Here is a 15867-nt window from a genome sequence, read left to right as displayed (position 1 = left end):
CTTTTTATTTTTATAGTGACTTCATTGTGCCTTTAGGCAATACAGCAGATACTGCCGATTTTTGTACTGTTACTTCAGCTTGCTCATTTAAAGAAATCACGATGAAATCTTTATCTTCAGTAATTTTAACAATTTTACCTACTAAACCGCCTTGGGTAAGTACTTCATCACCTTTAGCCATCGCGCTCATAAGGCTTTTGTGCTCTTTAACACGCTTAGCTTGTGGGCGGTAAATTAAAAAGTAAAAAACTAAACCGAAAATAGCTAACATAATTAGCATTTCCCAACCACCACTTGCAGCAGGTTGACCAGCAGCGGCGTGTGCGTTTGAAATAAATAAACTCATAATACTTCCTCTATATTTTTAAATTTTAATTTATATCTGCAAGCTCTGGCACGTCTTGGCCACGGCGAGCATAAAAATCACTAACAAATTCTTCTAGTTTACCTTCGCTAATTGCATTGCGTAGGCCTTCCATAACACGTTGATAGTAACGTAAGTTATGGATTGTGTTTAATCGTGCGCCTAAAATTTCGTTACATTTATCAAGGTGATGCAAATAAGCACGCGAATAGTTTTTACAGGTATGACAATCACACTCAGGATCAAGTGGGCCAGTATCTGTTTTATGTACTGCGTTACGAATTTTAATTGTACCTGTGGTAATAAATAAATGACCATTACGTGCATTACGGGTAGGCATTACACAGTCAAACATATCAATACCACGGCGTACAGACTCAACTAAGTCTTCAGGTTTACCTACACCCATTAAGTAGCGCGGTTTGTCTTCTGGCATTTTGTACGCACAATGATCAAGAATATTCATCATTTCGTTTTTAGGCTCACCAACCGATAGGCCGCCTAATGCGTAACCATCAAAGCCAATTTCTTCTAGGCCTTTTTGTGATTGTGCACGTAACTCTGGGTACATACCACCTTGGATAATACCAAATAAGGCTGATGGGTTATCGCCGTGGCCTTCTTTAGAGCGCTTAGCCCAGCGAAGCGATAGCTCCATTGAGTCTTTTGCTTCTTTTTCGGTGGCAGGGTATGGCGTACATTCGTCAAAAATCATTACGATGTCTGAGCCTAAATCACGCTGTACTTCCATTGATTTTTCAGGCGACATCATAATTTGGTCACCATTTACCGGCGATTGGAACAACACGCCTTCTTCGGTAATTTTACGCATAGCACCAAGGCTAAATACTTGGAAACCACCTGAGTCGGTTAAAATTGGAAAGTCCCAATTCATAAAGTCGTGTAAATCACCGTGTTGTTTAATGATTTCAGTACCTGGGCGTAGCATTAAATGAAAGGTGTTACCCAAACAAATTTGTGCCCCTGTGGCTTTAACTTCATCTGGGGTCATGCCCTTAACAGTACCGTAAGTACCTACTGGCATAAATGCAGGCGTTTCTATTACACCACGGTCAAAAATCAAGCGGCCGCGGCGCGCTTTTCCGTCGGTGCGGTCTAATTCAAATTTCATATCATCCTCAATGTCGGAAAAACAGTCCAACAAGCTATAATTTAACCGCTCGATTCTACCCTTTTTGCCCCGTTATTACTATTAGCTGCGCTAAATTCAATGCGTATTAGCGCAGGCAAATAAAAACCCAGCGTGCGAGCTGGGCTTTTAAAAACGGTATCGGATAAAAACGTGCTTATTTACGTGTTAAAAACATCGCATCGCCGTAGCTAAAAAAGCGGTACTTTTGTTCTATAGCCGTGTTGTACGCGCCCATAATGTTATCTTGGCCACTAAAGGCACTTACTAGCATTATGAGGGTTGATTCTGGCAAGTGAAAGTTAGTCACCATGGCATCAACTACATTAAACTGATAACCCGGAAAAATAAAAATATCGGTATCGCCAAAATAGCTCTCTAATTTACCGCCGTGTACTTTTGCTGCCGACTCCAGCGAGCGTACAGAAGTAGTTCCCACAGCTATAACACGCCCACCGTTAGCTTTTGTATTAGCAACAGCGTGAACCACCTCATCAGGTACTTCAATGTATTCAGAGTGCATTACATGCTCATCTACGCTTTCTACACGCACCGGCTGAAACGTACCTGCGCCAACATGTAGCGTAACAAACGCCATGTTTACGCCTTTTTGCTTTAATGCCGCCATTAGCTTATCGTCAAAATGCAGCCCTGCTGTAGGCGCTGCTACTGCACCGGGCTTTTCGCCATAAACGGTTTGATAACGCTCGCGGTCAGCTTCGGTGTCTGGGCGGTCAATGTAAGGAGGTAAAGGCATGTGGCCAATGTCGTTTAGAATATCGAGTACATTTTGGCTGCGATCAAATTCAAGCTCAAATAACGTATCGTGACGCGCAATCATTGTCGCTTTGGCTTTGCCTTCTAAGATAACTTCGTTACCAGGCTTTAACGACTTACTTGCTCTTACATGGGCAAGTACGCGGTGTTCATCAACTACACGCTCTACAAGTACTTCGACCTTACCGCCAGAGGCTTTTTGGCCAAACATACGAGCAGGAATAACGCGGGTATTATTAAATACTAATAAGTCACCTTCGTTTACTAAATCAAGTAGGTCGCTAAACACTTTATGTTCAACGTTGCCAGTTGGACCATCTAGGGTTAGTAAACGGCTGCTGGTTCTGTCTTGTTTAGGAAAACGAGCAATTAATTCATCAGGTAAGTCAAAGCTAAAGTCAGCCACGCGCATAGTCGGTATTCCACATCATTAAAATCGCGCCAAGTGTATATCTATCCTCGGCTAAGCTCAAGATATCTACCACAGTTGAGAGGATTCACCCTATTTTAGATACATTTGAGTAACTACTTTAAATAATCTTGTTCTTATTGGTAAATATCATTATTCTTACTGTCCTTAATAATGATGGTTTAGTTTTGGGGTTATAAAAAAGTGGCAGATAAGCTGAAGTTGCTCATTCTAAACGCAAGTAGCGAAGAACGCCGCACTATACGCGCCACTTTAGAGTACTTAAACGTATTTGAATTTATTGAAGCCGCAGATAGCCTAGATGCACTCACTCTGTTAAAAAAGCAGCCAGTAAATATGATTATTACAGGCTTAAGCGTGGGGAAAATAGATGGTTGGCGTTTTTCTCGCATGATCCGCTCAGGCTTACTTAAAACACCTAAAAACACCCCTATTTTACTTATTCCCCCTATTTATTGTGAGCGTATAGCAGAAACCACCGCTCGTAGTTATGGCATAGATGCCGTACTGCCTTTTGAGCACCAAGATATGCTGCCGCAGGTGCTGGCTAATGTTCTGTCTACGCATTTAGAAAAAAGCAGCCGCCTTAATTTACTCTTGCTTGAGCCAATAGCGCAAAAAGCCGATGAAATCGCGGAGCAACTTAAGCTTAATTTTGCCATTACCCATGTCACCTCAAGCCAAAGTGCTTTAAATGCTTACAACCAACAACAATTTGCTATTGTACTGCTTGATGCAACCGCGTCGCGCGCAGATACTTCAAGTGTTTTAGTTGAAGAAATACTGCAACATAACCCTAAACAAGCCATTGTAACTATTATTGATAATAACGATGCCGACTATGCAGAGCAGCTGCTGCTATCCGGTGTTACCGACTTTATAAGAGCGCCATACGACCCGTCGTTTTTAAATAAAGTATGTGACCATGCTGCGCGCCGTGAAGACTTTATGGTTAGTTATGCTGAGTTTGCGCAAAAGGTTGAACAGTTAAGTATTAGCGAAGTACGCTACAAAGAGCTGTTTTCGGCGCACCAACGTATTTTGCTGCATTTAAATACGGTGGTTTTAGAGCTTGACCAACAAGGTAAAATTCGCTTTATCAATCCTGCTTGGGAAACACTAAGTGGCTTTGGGGTTAAATCGTCTTTGCAAAAATCATTAATCGATTATTGCTCTGATGAATGCCAAGTAAAACTAAATACGACCATTAACGATATTCTTAATGGCGGCATGCACCAACAGCAAGTCGAGATTCAACTTAATCATAAAAATGGCAATCAGATTTGGGTGGAATGCCGCTTACAGCTAATAAAAAACAGCCGTAATAATGCCACCATTACTGCCACAATCGACAACATACACGAGCGTAAACAAGCTGAATTAAAGCTGCGCCACTTAGCCTTGCACGATACGCTAACAGGTTTACATAATCGTTATTATTTTGATCAACAACTCAATAAAATATGCCAAACCAAGCACACCTATGGTGATGTAGAGCACGCACTTATTTACATCGATTTAGATCATTTTAAAATAATTAACGACAGCAAAGGCCACCAACAAGGCGACATTGTACTAAAAGATGTAGCTCAATTATTTGAAGCAAACATTAGCGCTAAACATTTAGTGTGTAGAATAGGCGGTGACGAATTTGCTGTTATTTTAAAAAATACGCAGCTGCTTGACGCTCACCTAATTGCAGAGAGTATTTGTAGCGCGATTGAACAGCACGAGTTTAAATCTGAAGACCAAGTGTATTCAATTAGCTGCTCTATTGGCTTAACGCAAATAACGGCTAAAAATTGCGACCCGAGTGAGTGCCTCAAGCAAGCCGATATTGCCTTATATATTGCTAAAAGTTTAGGCCGTAACCTAGTGCACTGCTACTCAAAAGAAGATGCACAAAATAACACCTTGCAAACCGGGCTTGAGTGGGGGCATGAGATTCGACAAGCACTTCAGCAAGATAACGTAGAGCTGCACTATCAGCCAATATGGGACTTTAAAGCCAATAAAGTGGCTTATTTTGAAGCGTTACTGCGTTTAAAAGTAGACGATAAACTTATTTTCCCTAATCAATTTATTCCCTCTCTTGAGCTGCTAAACGACACCTTTTTAATGGACCAATGTGTTATTCGCAATGCCATTGCTAGCGTGGCTGAACACCCAGATTTAAACCAAGTGGCTATTAACCTTTCTGCTCAATCGTTTTTAGATGAGCGCTTAGTGCCACATATAGAATTGAGCCTAGAAAAATACCACGTACCGCCTTCGCGTATTATTTTTGAAATTACCGAGTCAGCCTCAGTTAACAATTTAAAAGCCACCCGCAAAATGATAGAAAAGCTAAACAGTTTAGGCTGTCATTTTTCTATTGATGATTTTGGTACAGGCTTTAGTACATTTAACTATTTAAAACAGTTACCTGCACAGCATGTAAAAATAGATGGCTCGTTTGTACGCGACATGATTAACGACCCCATTGACTTAGCACTGGTTAAGGCCATTAACGATATAAGCCGCTCCCTTGATAAGCGCTCTGTGGCAGAATACGTAGAAAGCGAAGAGATATTTTTTGCACTAAAAGAGATTGGTGTTGACTACGGACAAGGCTATTTTATTGCCCGTCCTGTGCCTGTAGAAAAAGTACAATCGACGCTTAAAATTATTTACCAGAAGAAACCTTTTATCCAACAACACACTAGCGCCAGCTAAACATTTTTAAACAGTTTTAAGCATTTTATTACTATCATTATTGCACTTATTGCCTATACTTTACGTACCACTTAGCAAATGTCTTGTTATTTTGATGATTTAACAATAAAAACATGACATTACCTATAAGCATACATGACTAGCAATTACATAGAGGTTAAAGCTTGTCAGGTTTAAGGAGGAAGGTATGGCGCAGTTGATTATTTTACTTCTCGTAATACATTGTGTAATTGCGTATCAGTGCTATCGGTACGCGCAGCTAAAGGGCTACCCAGTAGGCGTATTTGCTACTTTAGGCCTACTCCCTTATTTTAATGTAGTGGTTTGGATTTACTTGCTTTTCCTACCCGAACTCGAACCCTTTGAAAGCCAAACACATAGCAAACAGCAGCCCTTGTAGGCTGCTGTTTTGTTTATGCTACGCTGGTGCTTAATAGTGGCCAATAACCACACTGCACAAACCTTGTTTACCAAAAGCAACATATTACTGCTGCACTTTAACCTTAAGGTAAATAGGCTTAACTCTCAAAGTCTAAACTACATTGGCGAGCCAAAAACACTTCTAGCTGCTGGCTGAATAACTTAAAGTCGCGAATTCTTCCTGTGGTTTTACGCCACAGTATGCCTATATCTCTGTAGGCATCGCCTTGCGATGGGGTTGCTATCATGTTTTTATCTTTAAGAATGCCCGCATTAATCGCCATTTGCGGTAAAAATGTAACCCCTAACTGATGCTCTACCATGCTTAATAAGGTATGTAAGCTTGCAGCTTCAAAAGGGTTAATACAGCTTGAGCGGTTTAGATGACACGCACTCAATGCATGCCCCGTCATACAATGCTCTCGCTCTAATAAAAACACACTAGCATCGGGTAGCAAGTTAAAGTCTTCAACGCCTTTAGCAGGGCTGTAATCTTTATGGTGCACTAAACTAAAGTGATCTTTAGCCAATACTTGAGTATGAAACTTCTCCGTTTGGTACGGTAAGGCTAATAAGGCTAAATCAATATGGCCGTGTTCAAGCTTATCTAATAACTTGTCGCTGGTATCTTCAACAAGTACCAACTCTAAATCACAAAAGGTTTGCTTACAAAAGTGATACAAAGGCGCCGCTATAAAGCTGGCGATAGTGGGTATAACCCCTACCACTAACTTACCACTGAGTGGCGTTAAAAAGCTTTTGGTTAGCTCTTTTAAACTAATTGTATCGTTAATAATTTTACGAGAGCGCTCAACGACCTCTTCACCAATACTGGTAAACATAAGGCTGCGATTTTCTCGCTCAATTAGCTGACAACCGAGTGTTTCTTCAAGGTTTTGAATTGCACTGCTTAAAGTAGATTGCCCAATAAAGCACGCACTTGCTGCACGGCCAAAATGCTGGTGCTGATGTACAGCTAATAAATACTGTAGCTGTTTAATACTTGGTAGGTTGGTCATTTTTTCTTTCCACAAATAAAAAGACCCCAACACCTAGGGCGTTGAGATCTTTTCAAGCTAAAAGTCTTTGAGTACTTTTTTGTTAAACCCCAAACGCGGTTCTTAGTACGTAGAAAATAACAATAGCAAGGGCAGCGCCAACTGGCAATGTAATTACCCAAGAAACTACAATGTTTCTGATAACACCCATGTTAAGTGCAGCAATACCACGTGCCATACCTACACCTAATACCGCACCAACTAAGGTTTGTGTAGTAGAAATTGGCATACCTGTACCTGATGCAATAACAACGGTAGACGCAGCAGCTAATTCGGCAGCAAAACCACGGCTAGGCGTTAAGTGAGTAATACCTTCACCTATCGTTTTAATTACCTTTTTACCTAAAATAGCAAGACCGGCAACAATACCAAAACCACCTAGTGGTAAAATCCACCAAGCAATAGCCGCTTTTTTAGCAATTTCACCGTTGCTTTCAACAATGTTCACAACCGCAGCAAGTGGACCAATTGCATTCGCTACATCGTTTGAGCCATGCGCAAACGCCATACAACACGCTGTTAATACCATTAATACCGCAAATACTTTTTCTACGTTATTAAATTGCATTTGTTTATCGGCTTTAGGGTCGATATTTAAACGTGAAATCGCAATTTTACCAATAATAGCTACAATCACAGCAATCGCTATCGCAATTAAATAACCTTCAGTAGCGCCTAGGTTAATACCTATATGCTTTAAGCCTTTTTTAATTGTTACTAGCGCCATAATAAAGCCCGCTAAACCCATGTACAAAGGTACAAAGCGTTTTGCGTTTTTAAGCGGTGCATCAGTATCAAAAATCAGCTTTTGCGCACTCATAAAGATTAAGTAAGCAATAAAGCCCGAAATAGCAGGTGTAATAATCCAGCTACCTACAATACCACCTACTTTATTCCATTGAATAGCCTCTGTACCCACTGCAACTAATGCAAAACCAATGATTGCACCAATAATTGAGTGAGTTGTTGAAACAGGCCAACCTAAAAATGAGGCAATTAATAGCCAAGTACCTGCTGCAAAAAGTGCAGAGATCATACCTAAAACCATTAAATCAGGGAGAGCAGCAAAAGGCGCAGCATCAATAATACCTTTACGGATTGTTGACGTAACCTCACCACCTGCTAAGTAAGCACCAGCAAATTCAAAAATCATAGCAATAATAATTGCTTGTTTAATTGTTAACGCTTTTGAACCTACCGAAGTACCCATCGCATTAGCAACGTCGTTCGCGCCAATACCATAAGCCATAAAAAAGCCGACTGCTGCGGCAATTAAAACTAATACCGTGCCGTAAGATGCAATGATATCCATTGTGTAACCTTAATCTTTCGTTTGAACTGATTTTTATAAATTAACGAGCTAGCATCAGCTCAAGACGTGATCCTACGCGCTCTGCAATATCTGCAAGTTCGCCAACCCATTCAATTATTTTGTATAAAAACATAACATCAATTGGGTTTAGCTCGCTTTCTACATCGCGTAGTTGGCGGCGTACTTTAATTTGCATTTCATCCGTGTCTTGTTCTATGGCATCCAATTCTACGAGCATTTTTTCTACTAAAGTCACCTCGCGACCTTTAAAGCCCGTTTCTAACAATTCTTCTAACTCATTAATTGCTTTTGATGCTTGTTTAGTCGCATCAACACAACGTGTTAGATAAGCTAAAAAGTCTGCTTGCATAGCACTAGGAATTGTCATTTCACGGCCAATTACGCGCCCTGCAATGTCTTTAGCCTTATTTGCTATTTTATCTTGTTGAGTTACGAGTTCGAGCAGATCTGTACGCTCTACCGGCATGAATAAACCACGCGGTAATTGTAAGCGTATATCTCTTTTCATATCATCAGCTTCACGCTCTAAATTACGAATAGTTAAGCGAAGCTCTTCTGCTTGCTGCCACTCTTCTTTAAATACGTGATTAAAAAAAGGTATCAAGGCTTTACTTGCTTGATGAACCTTCTTGATGTGTTCTTCCATTGGTTTGATAGGAGATTTTGCAAATACTCCTAAAAACGCGTTTGTAGGCATAACTGACCCTTTAATCAAATTGATATGCTTTGCAGCATGAATTTTACAGTATTAGCCGCGATTGTGAACGCTTTTTATTATTTCATCATGGCTAACAATGCATAAAGCGGCACTAAGCCGCTTTAATAAAAAAGAATGATAGATAAAAACCTACAACGATTTTTCTATATCTTCTTGAGATGTATGACGAATATCTTTGCCGTTTACAAAATAAATAATGTATTCCGCAATATTTTGGCAACGGTCGCCAATACGCTCTAATGAACGTACAGACCACACTAAATCCATAATTTTAGGAATTGAACGTGGGTCTTCCATCATGTAAGTCATAATTTGACGCGTGATTGCTTCATATTCACGGTCAACTTTTGCATCTTCTTTATGTACTTCAAAGGCGCGTTGTACATCCATGCGCGCAAACGCATCAAGTACATCGTGTAGCATTTTTAAAACTTGGCGACCCATGTTTTCAATATTCACTAATAAATCTTGCTGATCTTTAGTAAATGAATCCAAAGCCACTTTAGCAATGCGCTCTGCTTCATCGCCAATGCGTTCTAAATCGGCAATCGTTTTTGCAATGGCTATTACTAAGCGTAAATCGCTCGCTGCAGGCTGACGACGAGCAATGATGCGCGTACATTCATCATCAATGCTAACTTCCATCGCATTTACTTTGTAATCGTTCTGGCGTACTTTTTGTGCCAGTTCAGCATCATTGCGACTTACTGCATCTAATGCACTGCTTAGCTGCTGCTCAACTAGGCCACCCATGTTAAGTACATGGTTACGAACATTTTCTAGCTCTTGGTTAAAGCGCCCAGAAATATGCTTATTTATATTATGTTCCATAATTACCTTCTCTTAAATTCGTTTACAACACTAAAACGTATACGACTAGCCGTAACGGCCTGTAATGTAGTCTTCCGTTTTCTTTTTGCTTGGCGTTGTAAATAAGGTATTTGTGTCTGAGTATTCAATCAACTCGCCCATGTACATAAAGGCCGTTTGATCAGATACACGCGCTGCTTGTTGCATGTTATGTGTCACAATAACAACGGTAAATTTGTTCTTTAAATCGTTAATTAGCTCTTCAATAACCAAAGTAGAAATTGGGTCAAGTGCCGATGTTGGTTCATCAAGTAATAGTACTTCAGGTTCAATCGCAATTGAACGGGCAATAACTAAACGCTGTTGCTGACCACCCGATAGACCAAATGCACTATCGTGTAATCTGTCTTTTACTTCATCCCATAAAGCCGCACCGCGAAGTGATTGTTCTACCACTTCATCTAGCTTACGCTTTTCTTTAATACCTTGTAAGCGTAGGCCATAAACCACATTTTCATAAATTGATTTAGGAAATGGGTTAGGACGCTGAAACACCATACCTACGTTACGACGAAGCGCGGCTACATCTACAGTTTTATCGTAAATGTTTTGGCCGTGAAGTAATATTTCACCTTCAATACGACACACATCAACTAAATCGTTCATGCGGTTAATACAACGCAATAGCGTTGATTTACCACAACCAGACGGGCCGATAAACGCCGTAACTTGGCCTTTCGGGATATTCATATTTACTTTGCTAAGCGCTTGCTTTTCACCATAGTAAAGATCAAGGTCCTTAATCTCTAACGCTTTTTGGTCATCAGTTAAGTTTTCTAAGTCTAACTTCAAGCTTTTGTTAGCTTGGTTTACTTGTGGAGCGACTGTAATCATGTTTGTTACCTATAATTCTTTACTAATTAGTGTTCAAGCGATCTGAATTTTTCACGTAAATGGTTACGTATGCCTATCGCTGTTATGTTGAGGGTAATAATCACCGACACTAATAAGAAGGCCGTTGCGTATACCAGCGGGCGTGCCGCTTCAACATTCGGGCTTTGAAAGCCCACATCATAAATATGAAAGCCTAAGTGCATGAACTTTCTATCTAAGTGAAAATAAGGGAAGTTGCCATCAAGTGGTAACGTAGGGGCCATTTTTACCACACCTACGAGCATTAACGGCGCAACTTCACCGGCCGCTCGAGCAACAGCAAGTATTAAACCTGTCATAATTGCTGGGCTTGCCATAGGAATAATTATACGCCATAAGGTTTCAACTTTGGTTGCACCAAGCGCTAATGAACCATCACGCACTGTACTTGGAATACGCGATAAACCTTCCTCGGTTGATACAATAACAACCGGTAATGTAAGAATAGCTAATGTAAGCGCAGACCACATAACACCTGGCGTGCCAAATACTGGCGTAGGCGCAGCTTCTGGGTAAAACAGTTGGTCAAGGCTACCACCTAACATGTAAACAAAAAAGCCTAAGCCAAATACACCGTAAACAATAGACGGTACACCGGCAAGGTTAATTACCGCAATACGAATCATCTTAGTTACTGCATTTTTAGCTGCGTATTCATGTAAGTAAATTGCAGCAACAACACCAAATGGGGTCACAATAACGGCCATCAGCATAACCATAAATACTGTACCAAATATAGCAGGGAATACGCCGCCTTCGGTATTTGCTTCACGTGGGTCGTCTGATACAAACTTACCCAGTTGCACAAAGTAATGACCTAATTTTGAGAAAAAGCCCATGTCGTTAGGCAACCAAACATCAAGCACTTGATACAGTGGAATGGTGACTACTTCACCGCGCATGTCCTTAACTAAAACTTGGTCACGTTTGGCTTTTTTACGCAGTGCAAATAACTCTTTTTCAAGTACTGCGTATTCGTTACGTAACTCGGCACGTGCTTGAGCAAGCTCAGCCACACGCTCATCGGTTAGTTCGTCATCAAGTAGGTACGCCTTTTCTTGTAAGCGAAGACGTTCTAATTCGTAGTTGATATGACCGATGTCGCCATTTTGTAAATCAAGCGCTTCGTCGTTTAAATCAACCGCACGCTCTACTAGCTCATGTAAAGTTTCGATTTTATCGCCAGTAACCGGCTTTCCATCTTTAATTACACCTTCTATGTAGCCATAAAAGTTACCGTTTTTACTGCGCTCAAATACAGCAAGCGTAGCCGGTGTACTTTGCTCAGTAATATCGGTTTCTAATATCCAACGAAAATCTAAATCTACATATTCGCGGTTACCTGTTTTTATAAGTAAACGCTCAACTTCGTCTTTATTAAAATCTGATACATCAATACCTGTTGCAGCTAAACGCGCTGTAGGCACAAGTTCTCGGTCGTAAACTTCACCAATTATGGTTTGTTTTGAAATAGACCCTTCTAGCTCAAATTGAACTACCTCTGATGGCCAGAAAAAGCTTAATCCCTTCCAAGCTATCATTGCTAATAAACCGAGAACTGAAATTAAGCTGATACTTACCGCACCACCTGTCATCCAAATCCAAGGAGAACCAGACTTAAACCACTGCTTTACCATGTCGTGTCTCTCCACTTACATTGAGCTGTATTTTTCACGCAGTTGCTGACGAACAAACTCAGCCACTGTGTTGAAAATAAAGGTGAATATGAATAGTACAAATGCTGCTAAGAATAATATTCTATAGTGCGAGCTGCCTACTTCTGATTCAGGCATTTCTACCGCAATGTTTGCTGCAAGCGTACGCATACCTTGGAAAATACTCCAATCCATAATTGGCGTATTACCTGTTGCCATTAATACAATCATGGTTTCGCCTACTGCACGGCCAAGCCCCATCATCACGGCAGAGAAAATACCTGGGCTTGCTGTAAGTAGTACAACACGTACTAGCGTTTGCCACTGCGTAGCACCAAGTGCTAGTGAGCCATTTGATAAGTGTTTAGGAACACTAAATACAGCATCTTCTGCAATCGAGAATATAGTAGGAATAACGGCAAAGCCCATCGCAATACCAACAACTAATGAATTACGTTGGTCAAACGTCATACCCAGCTCATTTGTTAAGTATTGACGTACATTGCCATCAAACATCCAAAGCTCTACGGTTTCGCTCATTGCAAACGATACCCAGCCTATAAATAATACAACCGGAATAAGTAAAATAGAGTGCGACCCTTCAGGGATTTTATGGCGAATACTCGCTGGCAACTTAGTCCAACCTAATGCTGTTGCTAATACACCTAACGGTAATAAAATCAATAAGCCGACAATAGCAGGTAGGTGCTCTTCTATAAGTGGCGCTAACCACAGGCCTGCTAAAAAGCCTAATATTACAGTTGGGAGGGCTTCCATAATTTCTACCGTTGGCTTTACCACTTTACGCAGCTCGCTCGACATAAAGTAAGCGGTGTAAATAGCGGCAGAAAGCGCAATGGGTACTGCAAATAGCATGGCGTAAAGCGCTGCTTTTAACGTACCAAACGAAATAGGAACCAATGAAAATTTAGACTCAAAGTCATCACTTGCCGATGTAGATTGCCAAATATAACCAGGCTCAGGGTAACCTTCGTACCACACTTCTTGCCATAGTGCAGACCAGGTAACCTCTGGGTGCTCATTATGAATTTCTAATACGGTTAGTTGGTTATCGGCTAAAATAAGGGCGGCATTTGAGCGCGGAGCTATAGCAAAGTTTTTAATCTCGCCATCACTTACTTTACCTTGCCAAAGTTTTGCCTCACTTGTGGTGTAATACACACCTAACTCACCGTTACTGCTTGTAGTGAAGAAAGTTCTACGATAAAACTCGGTAAAAATGTTCAGCTTGCTTTGTTTAGTTGTTTCAAACGAGCGAATTTTTTGATACTCACGGCCGCTGTCTGTATTTACTTCAAACCACTGCGATACTTCACCGTTATCGTTTGCAAGCATGAGTGAGTTAGCACCAGCAAGTAGCTGCGCAGACACTAAGTTAGCACTTTCTTCGTTAGCCGAAAGCAGCTGAATTTGCTCTACTTCGCTTGGGTAGCGTGTATCGTAAACATAAATTTGATTTGCAGAACGTACAAATGTGCGGGTGGTATCTGGCGAAATTAAAAGCTCATCAACACGGCCTTCAATATTAAGCTCAGTGCGCTCAACTACCCATTCTACTTCACCGGTAAACATGTTTTCTTCAGCAACAAAGCTGCTAAATAAAACGCGTTTGTCTTCGGTTAAAGCAACCACAGCTGTTTTATCTTCGTAATGACTAAATGCAAAACGCTTAATGGCAGCACCTTGCTCGTCAACTTCTAATGCCATTTTGCCAAGTGGGTAATCTAAACGTGGCGTTAGCTTTCTTTCGTTGTTAGGAAAAGTAACTAAAAACTTAGGTGCTACCAGCACCACTGAGCCATTTTCTAAACCAAACGCATAATGCCCCTGAAACGGCGCACTGTTTGCAAAGCTTGATGCATCACTAGGTAGCTCGGCGCTTAATGTTTTAAGCTTTTTACCAAAGCTGCCATCTTGCACACTATAAAAATCTACCTTTCCTTGCTGAGAGAGTAAAAAAGCAACCTCAGTTTGCTCCTCAACACCTAAGCCCACAATTTGTTCAGCATTAGCAACGTTAAAACTGTTACGTTTTTCTACTTTTGCTGATTCAAAAATTGGTTGTACTACATAAAGAAGGTAAAAGAATATTAATAACAATGCTATTAATACCATTACTCCGCCTGCGGAAATACCCCACTTTGCAAACCGGTCTTTAAATAGACGGCTTCGATCCGTATTTAAAGTCGGCTTATTCGGATTGGAAGTCATCAAAACACCCTTTAATTCTGTCGTTGCGCAAATTATATTTCATCAAGATGACAGTAATGTTACAGATGTAATAAATACCCGCCTAAATGCTTTAAAATCAGTCCTTTTTTCTAATGACAGCGCTTGCTTAATTGTTACTCACTGATATGCCACAACATAAATCGATACTAAAAAGGGGAAATATTTAATATAAATGCCCTAAATTAGTGCCTATTTAGCTATTTAATAACGCGTTTTACTGCCCTGCTGGAGATGACTAAATTTATGCCTTTATGGCGCATTAGTTGTTAACACTTTTATGGTTAAATAAAGTGCATAGCGCTCAAAGCATGGAAAAAATAAATGTTATGGTCATAAATGACACTTATTATCAAAAGTGCTATAAAATTGTTAATAAATTCAGTGTGAGTTTATCTTCTTATGGGAACTAATTTGTGCTTTTATTGGACAAACAATTTAACGCAGACAATACTAAATCTATGTATAACGAAACCAGACCGCAGCGCTAAAGTTAAAAAAACTCAACGATAAAGACACAAATAAGTAATAATAAACAATTAGTTTTTATGCGTTTATATTACCCACTACAATGATAGAAACGTTATAAACACTTAATGCCTACGCATTTACATTTTCAGGCTTAGAGAGAGCTATTTATGAAGCAGTTGGTGATCACCATTTTAGGGCAAGACCGGCCCGGATTAGTAGAAAGTATTTCATCGGTTATCTTGCAAAATAAGGGTAACTGGCTGAGCAGTAATTTAAGCCACTTACTAGGCCACTTTGCCGGTATTATTCAGGTAGAAGTAGCGCAAGAGCACTTTGAAGCATTGCAAAACGCATTAAATGCCTTACCTAAACTCGACGTACGGATTGAAACTGGCAACACAGAAGTAGAGCCAAGTAGCAAAGAGCAAATAAATTTTGTCATTACTGGCAATGACCGCCCGGGCATTGTGCAGGAGCTGGCAAGTGTAATACGCCACAAAGGCGCTAGCATTACTCACTTAAACTCAAGGCAACAAAGTGCGCCAAATTGGGGAGTGCCTATTTTTAGTGCCGTAGCGACTGTAACCTTACCTAGTGGTATGAATAAAGAAGAAGTTATTGATGCACTTGAATCGATTACCAGTGATTTAATTGTAGATATTGAAGAGGCATAGCCCAAACGCCGTTGACATAAAAATGACATGGTAGTCATTTTTATGTCATCTAACTGGCGTATGTTTAAGTTAAAAAGGGCTGATTATTACTACTTTTATCGCTTTTTAC

At 40.4% G+C, this 15867-nt stretch carries 13 protein-coding genes; 3 read left to right on the top strand and 10 right to left on the bottom strand.

Annotation, left to right across the window (positions count from 1 at the left end; all coding sequences use genetic code 11):
- Nucleotides 1-10 precede the first annotated feature (10 nt).
- The 3 genes from yajC to queA form a co-directional block, all read right to left on the bottom strand.
- Entirely contained in the window at nucleotides 11-346 is a 336-nt protein-coding gene (gene yajC / locus SJY38_RS00640) for a preprotein translocase subunit YajC (protein ID WP_004587613.1), read from the bottom strand.
- A 25-nt stretch (nucleotides 347-371) separates the two neighbouring features.
- Nucleotides 372-1496: a tRNA guanosine(34) transglycosylase Tgt gene (gene tgt / locus SJY38_RS00635; RefSeq protein ID WP_004587614.1), complete on the bottom strand. Its 1125-nt coding sequence runs from the start codon at nucleotides 1494-1496 to the stop codon at nucleotides 372-374.
- A 175-nt stretch (nucleotides 1497-1671) separates the two neighbouring features.
- Nucleotides 1672-2703, bottom strand: coding sequence for a tRNA preQ1(34) S-adenosylmethionine ribosyltransferase-isomerase QueA (gene queA, locus SJY38_RS00630; protein WP_004587615.1), 1032 nt, complete (start codon nucleotides 2701-2703; stop codon nucleotides 1672-1674).
- Between the two features lie 201 nt (nucleotides 2704-2904).
- Here queA and SJY38_RS00625 point away from each other — a divergent pair, with 201 nt between their 5' ends.
- Both SJY38_RS00625 and SJY38_RS00620 read left to right on the top strand, forming a co-directional pair.
- Nucleotides 2905-5436 carry an EAL domain-containing protein gene (locus tag SJY38_RS00625; RefSeq protein ID WP_377109076.1) on the top strand — a complete coding sequence of 844 codons (2532 nt, stop codon included), beginning with the start codon at nucleotides 2905-2907 and terminating at the stop codon, nucleotides 5434-5436.
- A 187-nt stretch (nucleotides 5437-5623) separates the two neighbouring features.
- Nucleotides 5624-5836, top strand: coding sequence for a hypothetical protein (locus tag SJY38_RS00620; protein WP_024031438.1), 213 nt, complete (start codon nucleotides 5624-5626; stop codon nucleotides 5834-5836).
- Nucleotides 5837-5954: 118 nt separating this feature from the next.
- On the opposite strand, the gene SJY38_RS00615 is transcribed toward SJY38_RS00620, so the two are convergent.
- The 7 genes from SJY38_RS00615 to SJY38_RS00585 all read right to left on the bottom strand — a co-directional run bounded on the left by SJY38_RS00615 (nucleotide 5955) and on the right by SJY38_RS00585 (nucleotide 14595).
- On the bottom strand, nucleotides 5955-6875 hold the full coding sequence (locus tag SJY38_RS00615; protein ID WP_004587618.1) for a hydrogen peroxide-inducible genes activator: 921 nt from the start codon (nucleotides 6873-6875) through the stop codon (nucleotides 5955-5957).
- 82 nt (nucleotides 6876-6957) lie between these two features.
- On the bottom strand, nucleotides 6958-8226 hold the full coding sequence (locus tag SJY38_RS00610; RefSeq protein ID WP_024031439.1) for an inorganic phosphate transporter: 1269 nt from the start codon (nucleotides 8224-8226) through the stop codon (nucleotides 6958-6960).
- Nucleotides 8227-8266: 40 nt separating this feature from the next.
- Entirely contained in the window at nucleotides 8267-8944 is a 678-nt protein-coding gene (locus tag SJY38_RS00605; RefSeq protein WP_004587620.1) for a TIGR00153 family protein, read from the bottom strand.
- Between the two features lie 150 nt (nucleotides 8945-9094).
- The gene (gene phoU / locus SJY38_RS00600) at nucleotides 9095-9796 is read right to left on the bottom strand and encodes a phosphate signaling complex protein PhoU (protein ID WP_004587621.1); all 702 of its coding nucleotides are present in this window, start codon (nucleotides 9794-9796) and stop codon (nucleotides 9095-9097) included.
- A 45-nt stretch (nucleotides 9797-9841) separates the two neighbouring features.
- Nucleotides 9842-10669: a phosphate ABC transporter ATP-binding protein PstB gene (pstB, locus tag SJY38_RS00595; protein WP_377109073.1), complete on the bottom strand. Its 828-nt coding sequence runs from the start codon at nucleotides 10667-10669 to the stop codon at nucleotides 9842-9844.
- Nucleotides 10670-10695: 26 nt separating this feature from the next.
- Nucleotides 10696-12345 (bottom strand): phosphate ABC transporter permease PstA, encoded by a 1650-nt coding sequence (pstA, locus tag SJY38_RS00590; RefSeq protein WP_004587623.1) that lies wholly within the window; start codon nucleotides 12343-12345, stop codon nucleotides 10696-10698.
- A gap of 15 nt (nucleotides 12346-12360) precedes the next feature.
- Nucleotides 12361-14595, bottom strand: coding sequence for an ABC transporter permease subunit (locus SJY38_RS00585; protein ID WP_039972240.1), 2235 nt, complete (start codon nucleotides 14593-14595; stop codon nucleotides 12361-12363).
- A 656-nt stretch (nucleotides 14596-15251) separates the two neighbouring features.
- Here SJY38_RS00585 and SJY38_RS00580 point away from each other — a divergent pair.
- On the top strand, nucleotides 15252-15758 hold the full coding sequence (locus SJY38_RS00580; RefSeq protein ID WP_024031441.1) for a glycine cleavage system protein R: 507 nt from the start codon (nucleotides 15252-15254) through the stop codon (nucleotides 15756-15758).
- Nucleotides 15759-15867 lie beyond the last annotated feature (109 nt).

This window comes from Pseudoalteromonas sp. R86517, assembly GCF_042466295.1.
Taxonomy (GTDB): Bacteria; Pseudomonadota; Gammaproteobacteria; order Enterobacterales; family Alteromonadaceae; genus Pseudoalteromonas; species Pseudoalteromonas atlantica.
This window is presented reverse-complemented; position numbering and strand designations above follow the sequence as displayed.

Bases quoted from the DNA above. Each gene is read 5' to 3' on its own strand.
- yajC (WP_004587613.1), bottom strand. From the start codon at position 346: ATGAGTTTATTTATTTCAAACGCACACGCCGCTGCTGGTCAACCTGCT.
- SJY38_RS00615 (WP_004587618.1), bottom strand. From the start codon at position 6,875: ATGACCAACCTACCAAGTATTAAACAGCTACAGTATTTATTAGCTGTA.
- SJY38_RS00605 (WP_004587620.1), bottom strand. From the start codon at position 8,944: ATGCCTACAAACGCGTTTTTAGGAGTATTTGCAAAATCTCCTATCAAA.
- SJY38_RS00610 (WP_024031439.1), bottom strand. From the start codon at position 8,226: ATGGATATCATTGCATCTTACGGCACGGTATTAGTTTTAATTGCCGCA.
- SJY38_RS00580 (WP_024031441.1), top strand. From the start codon at position 15,252: ATGAAGCAGTTGGTGATCACCATTTTAGGGCAAGACCGGCCCGGATTA.
- SJY38_RS00585 (WP_039972240.1), bottom strand. From the start codon at position 14,595: ATGACTTCCAATCCGAATAAGCCGACTTTAAATACGGATCGAAGCCGT.
- pstA (WP_004587623.1), bottom strand. From the start codon at position 12,345: ATGGTAAAGCAGTGGTTTAAGTCTGGTTCTCCTTGGATTTGGATGACA.
- SJY38_RS00620 (WP_024031438.1), top strand. From the start codon at position 5,624: ATGGCGCAGTTGATTATTTTACTTCTCGTAATACATTGTGTAATTGCG.
- phoU (WP_004587621.1), bottom strand. From the start codon at position 9,796: ATGGAACATAATATAAATAAGCATATTTCTGGGCGCTTTAACCAAGAG.
- pstB (WP_377109073.1), bottom strand. From the start codon at position 10,669: ATGATTACAGTCGCTCCACAAGTAAACCAAGCTAACAAAAGCTTGAAG.
- queA (WP_004587615.1), bottom strand. From the start codon at position 2,703: ATGCGCGTGGCTGACTTTAGCTTTGACTTACCTGATGAATTAATTGCT.
- tgt (WP_004587614.1), bottom strand. From the start codon at position 1,496: ATGAAATTTGAATTAGACCGCACCGACGGAAAAGCGCGCCGCGGCCGC.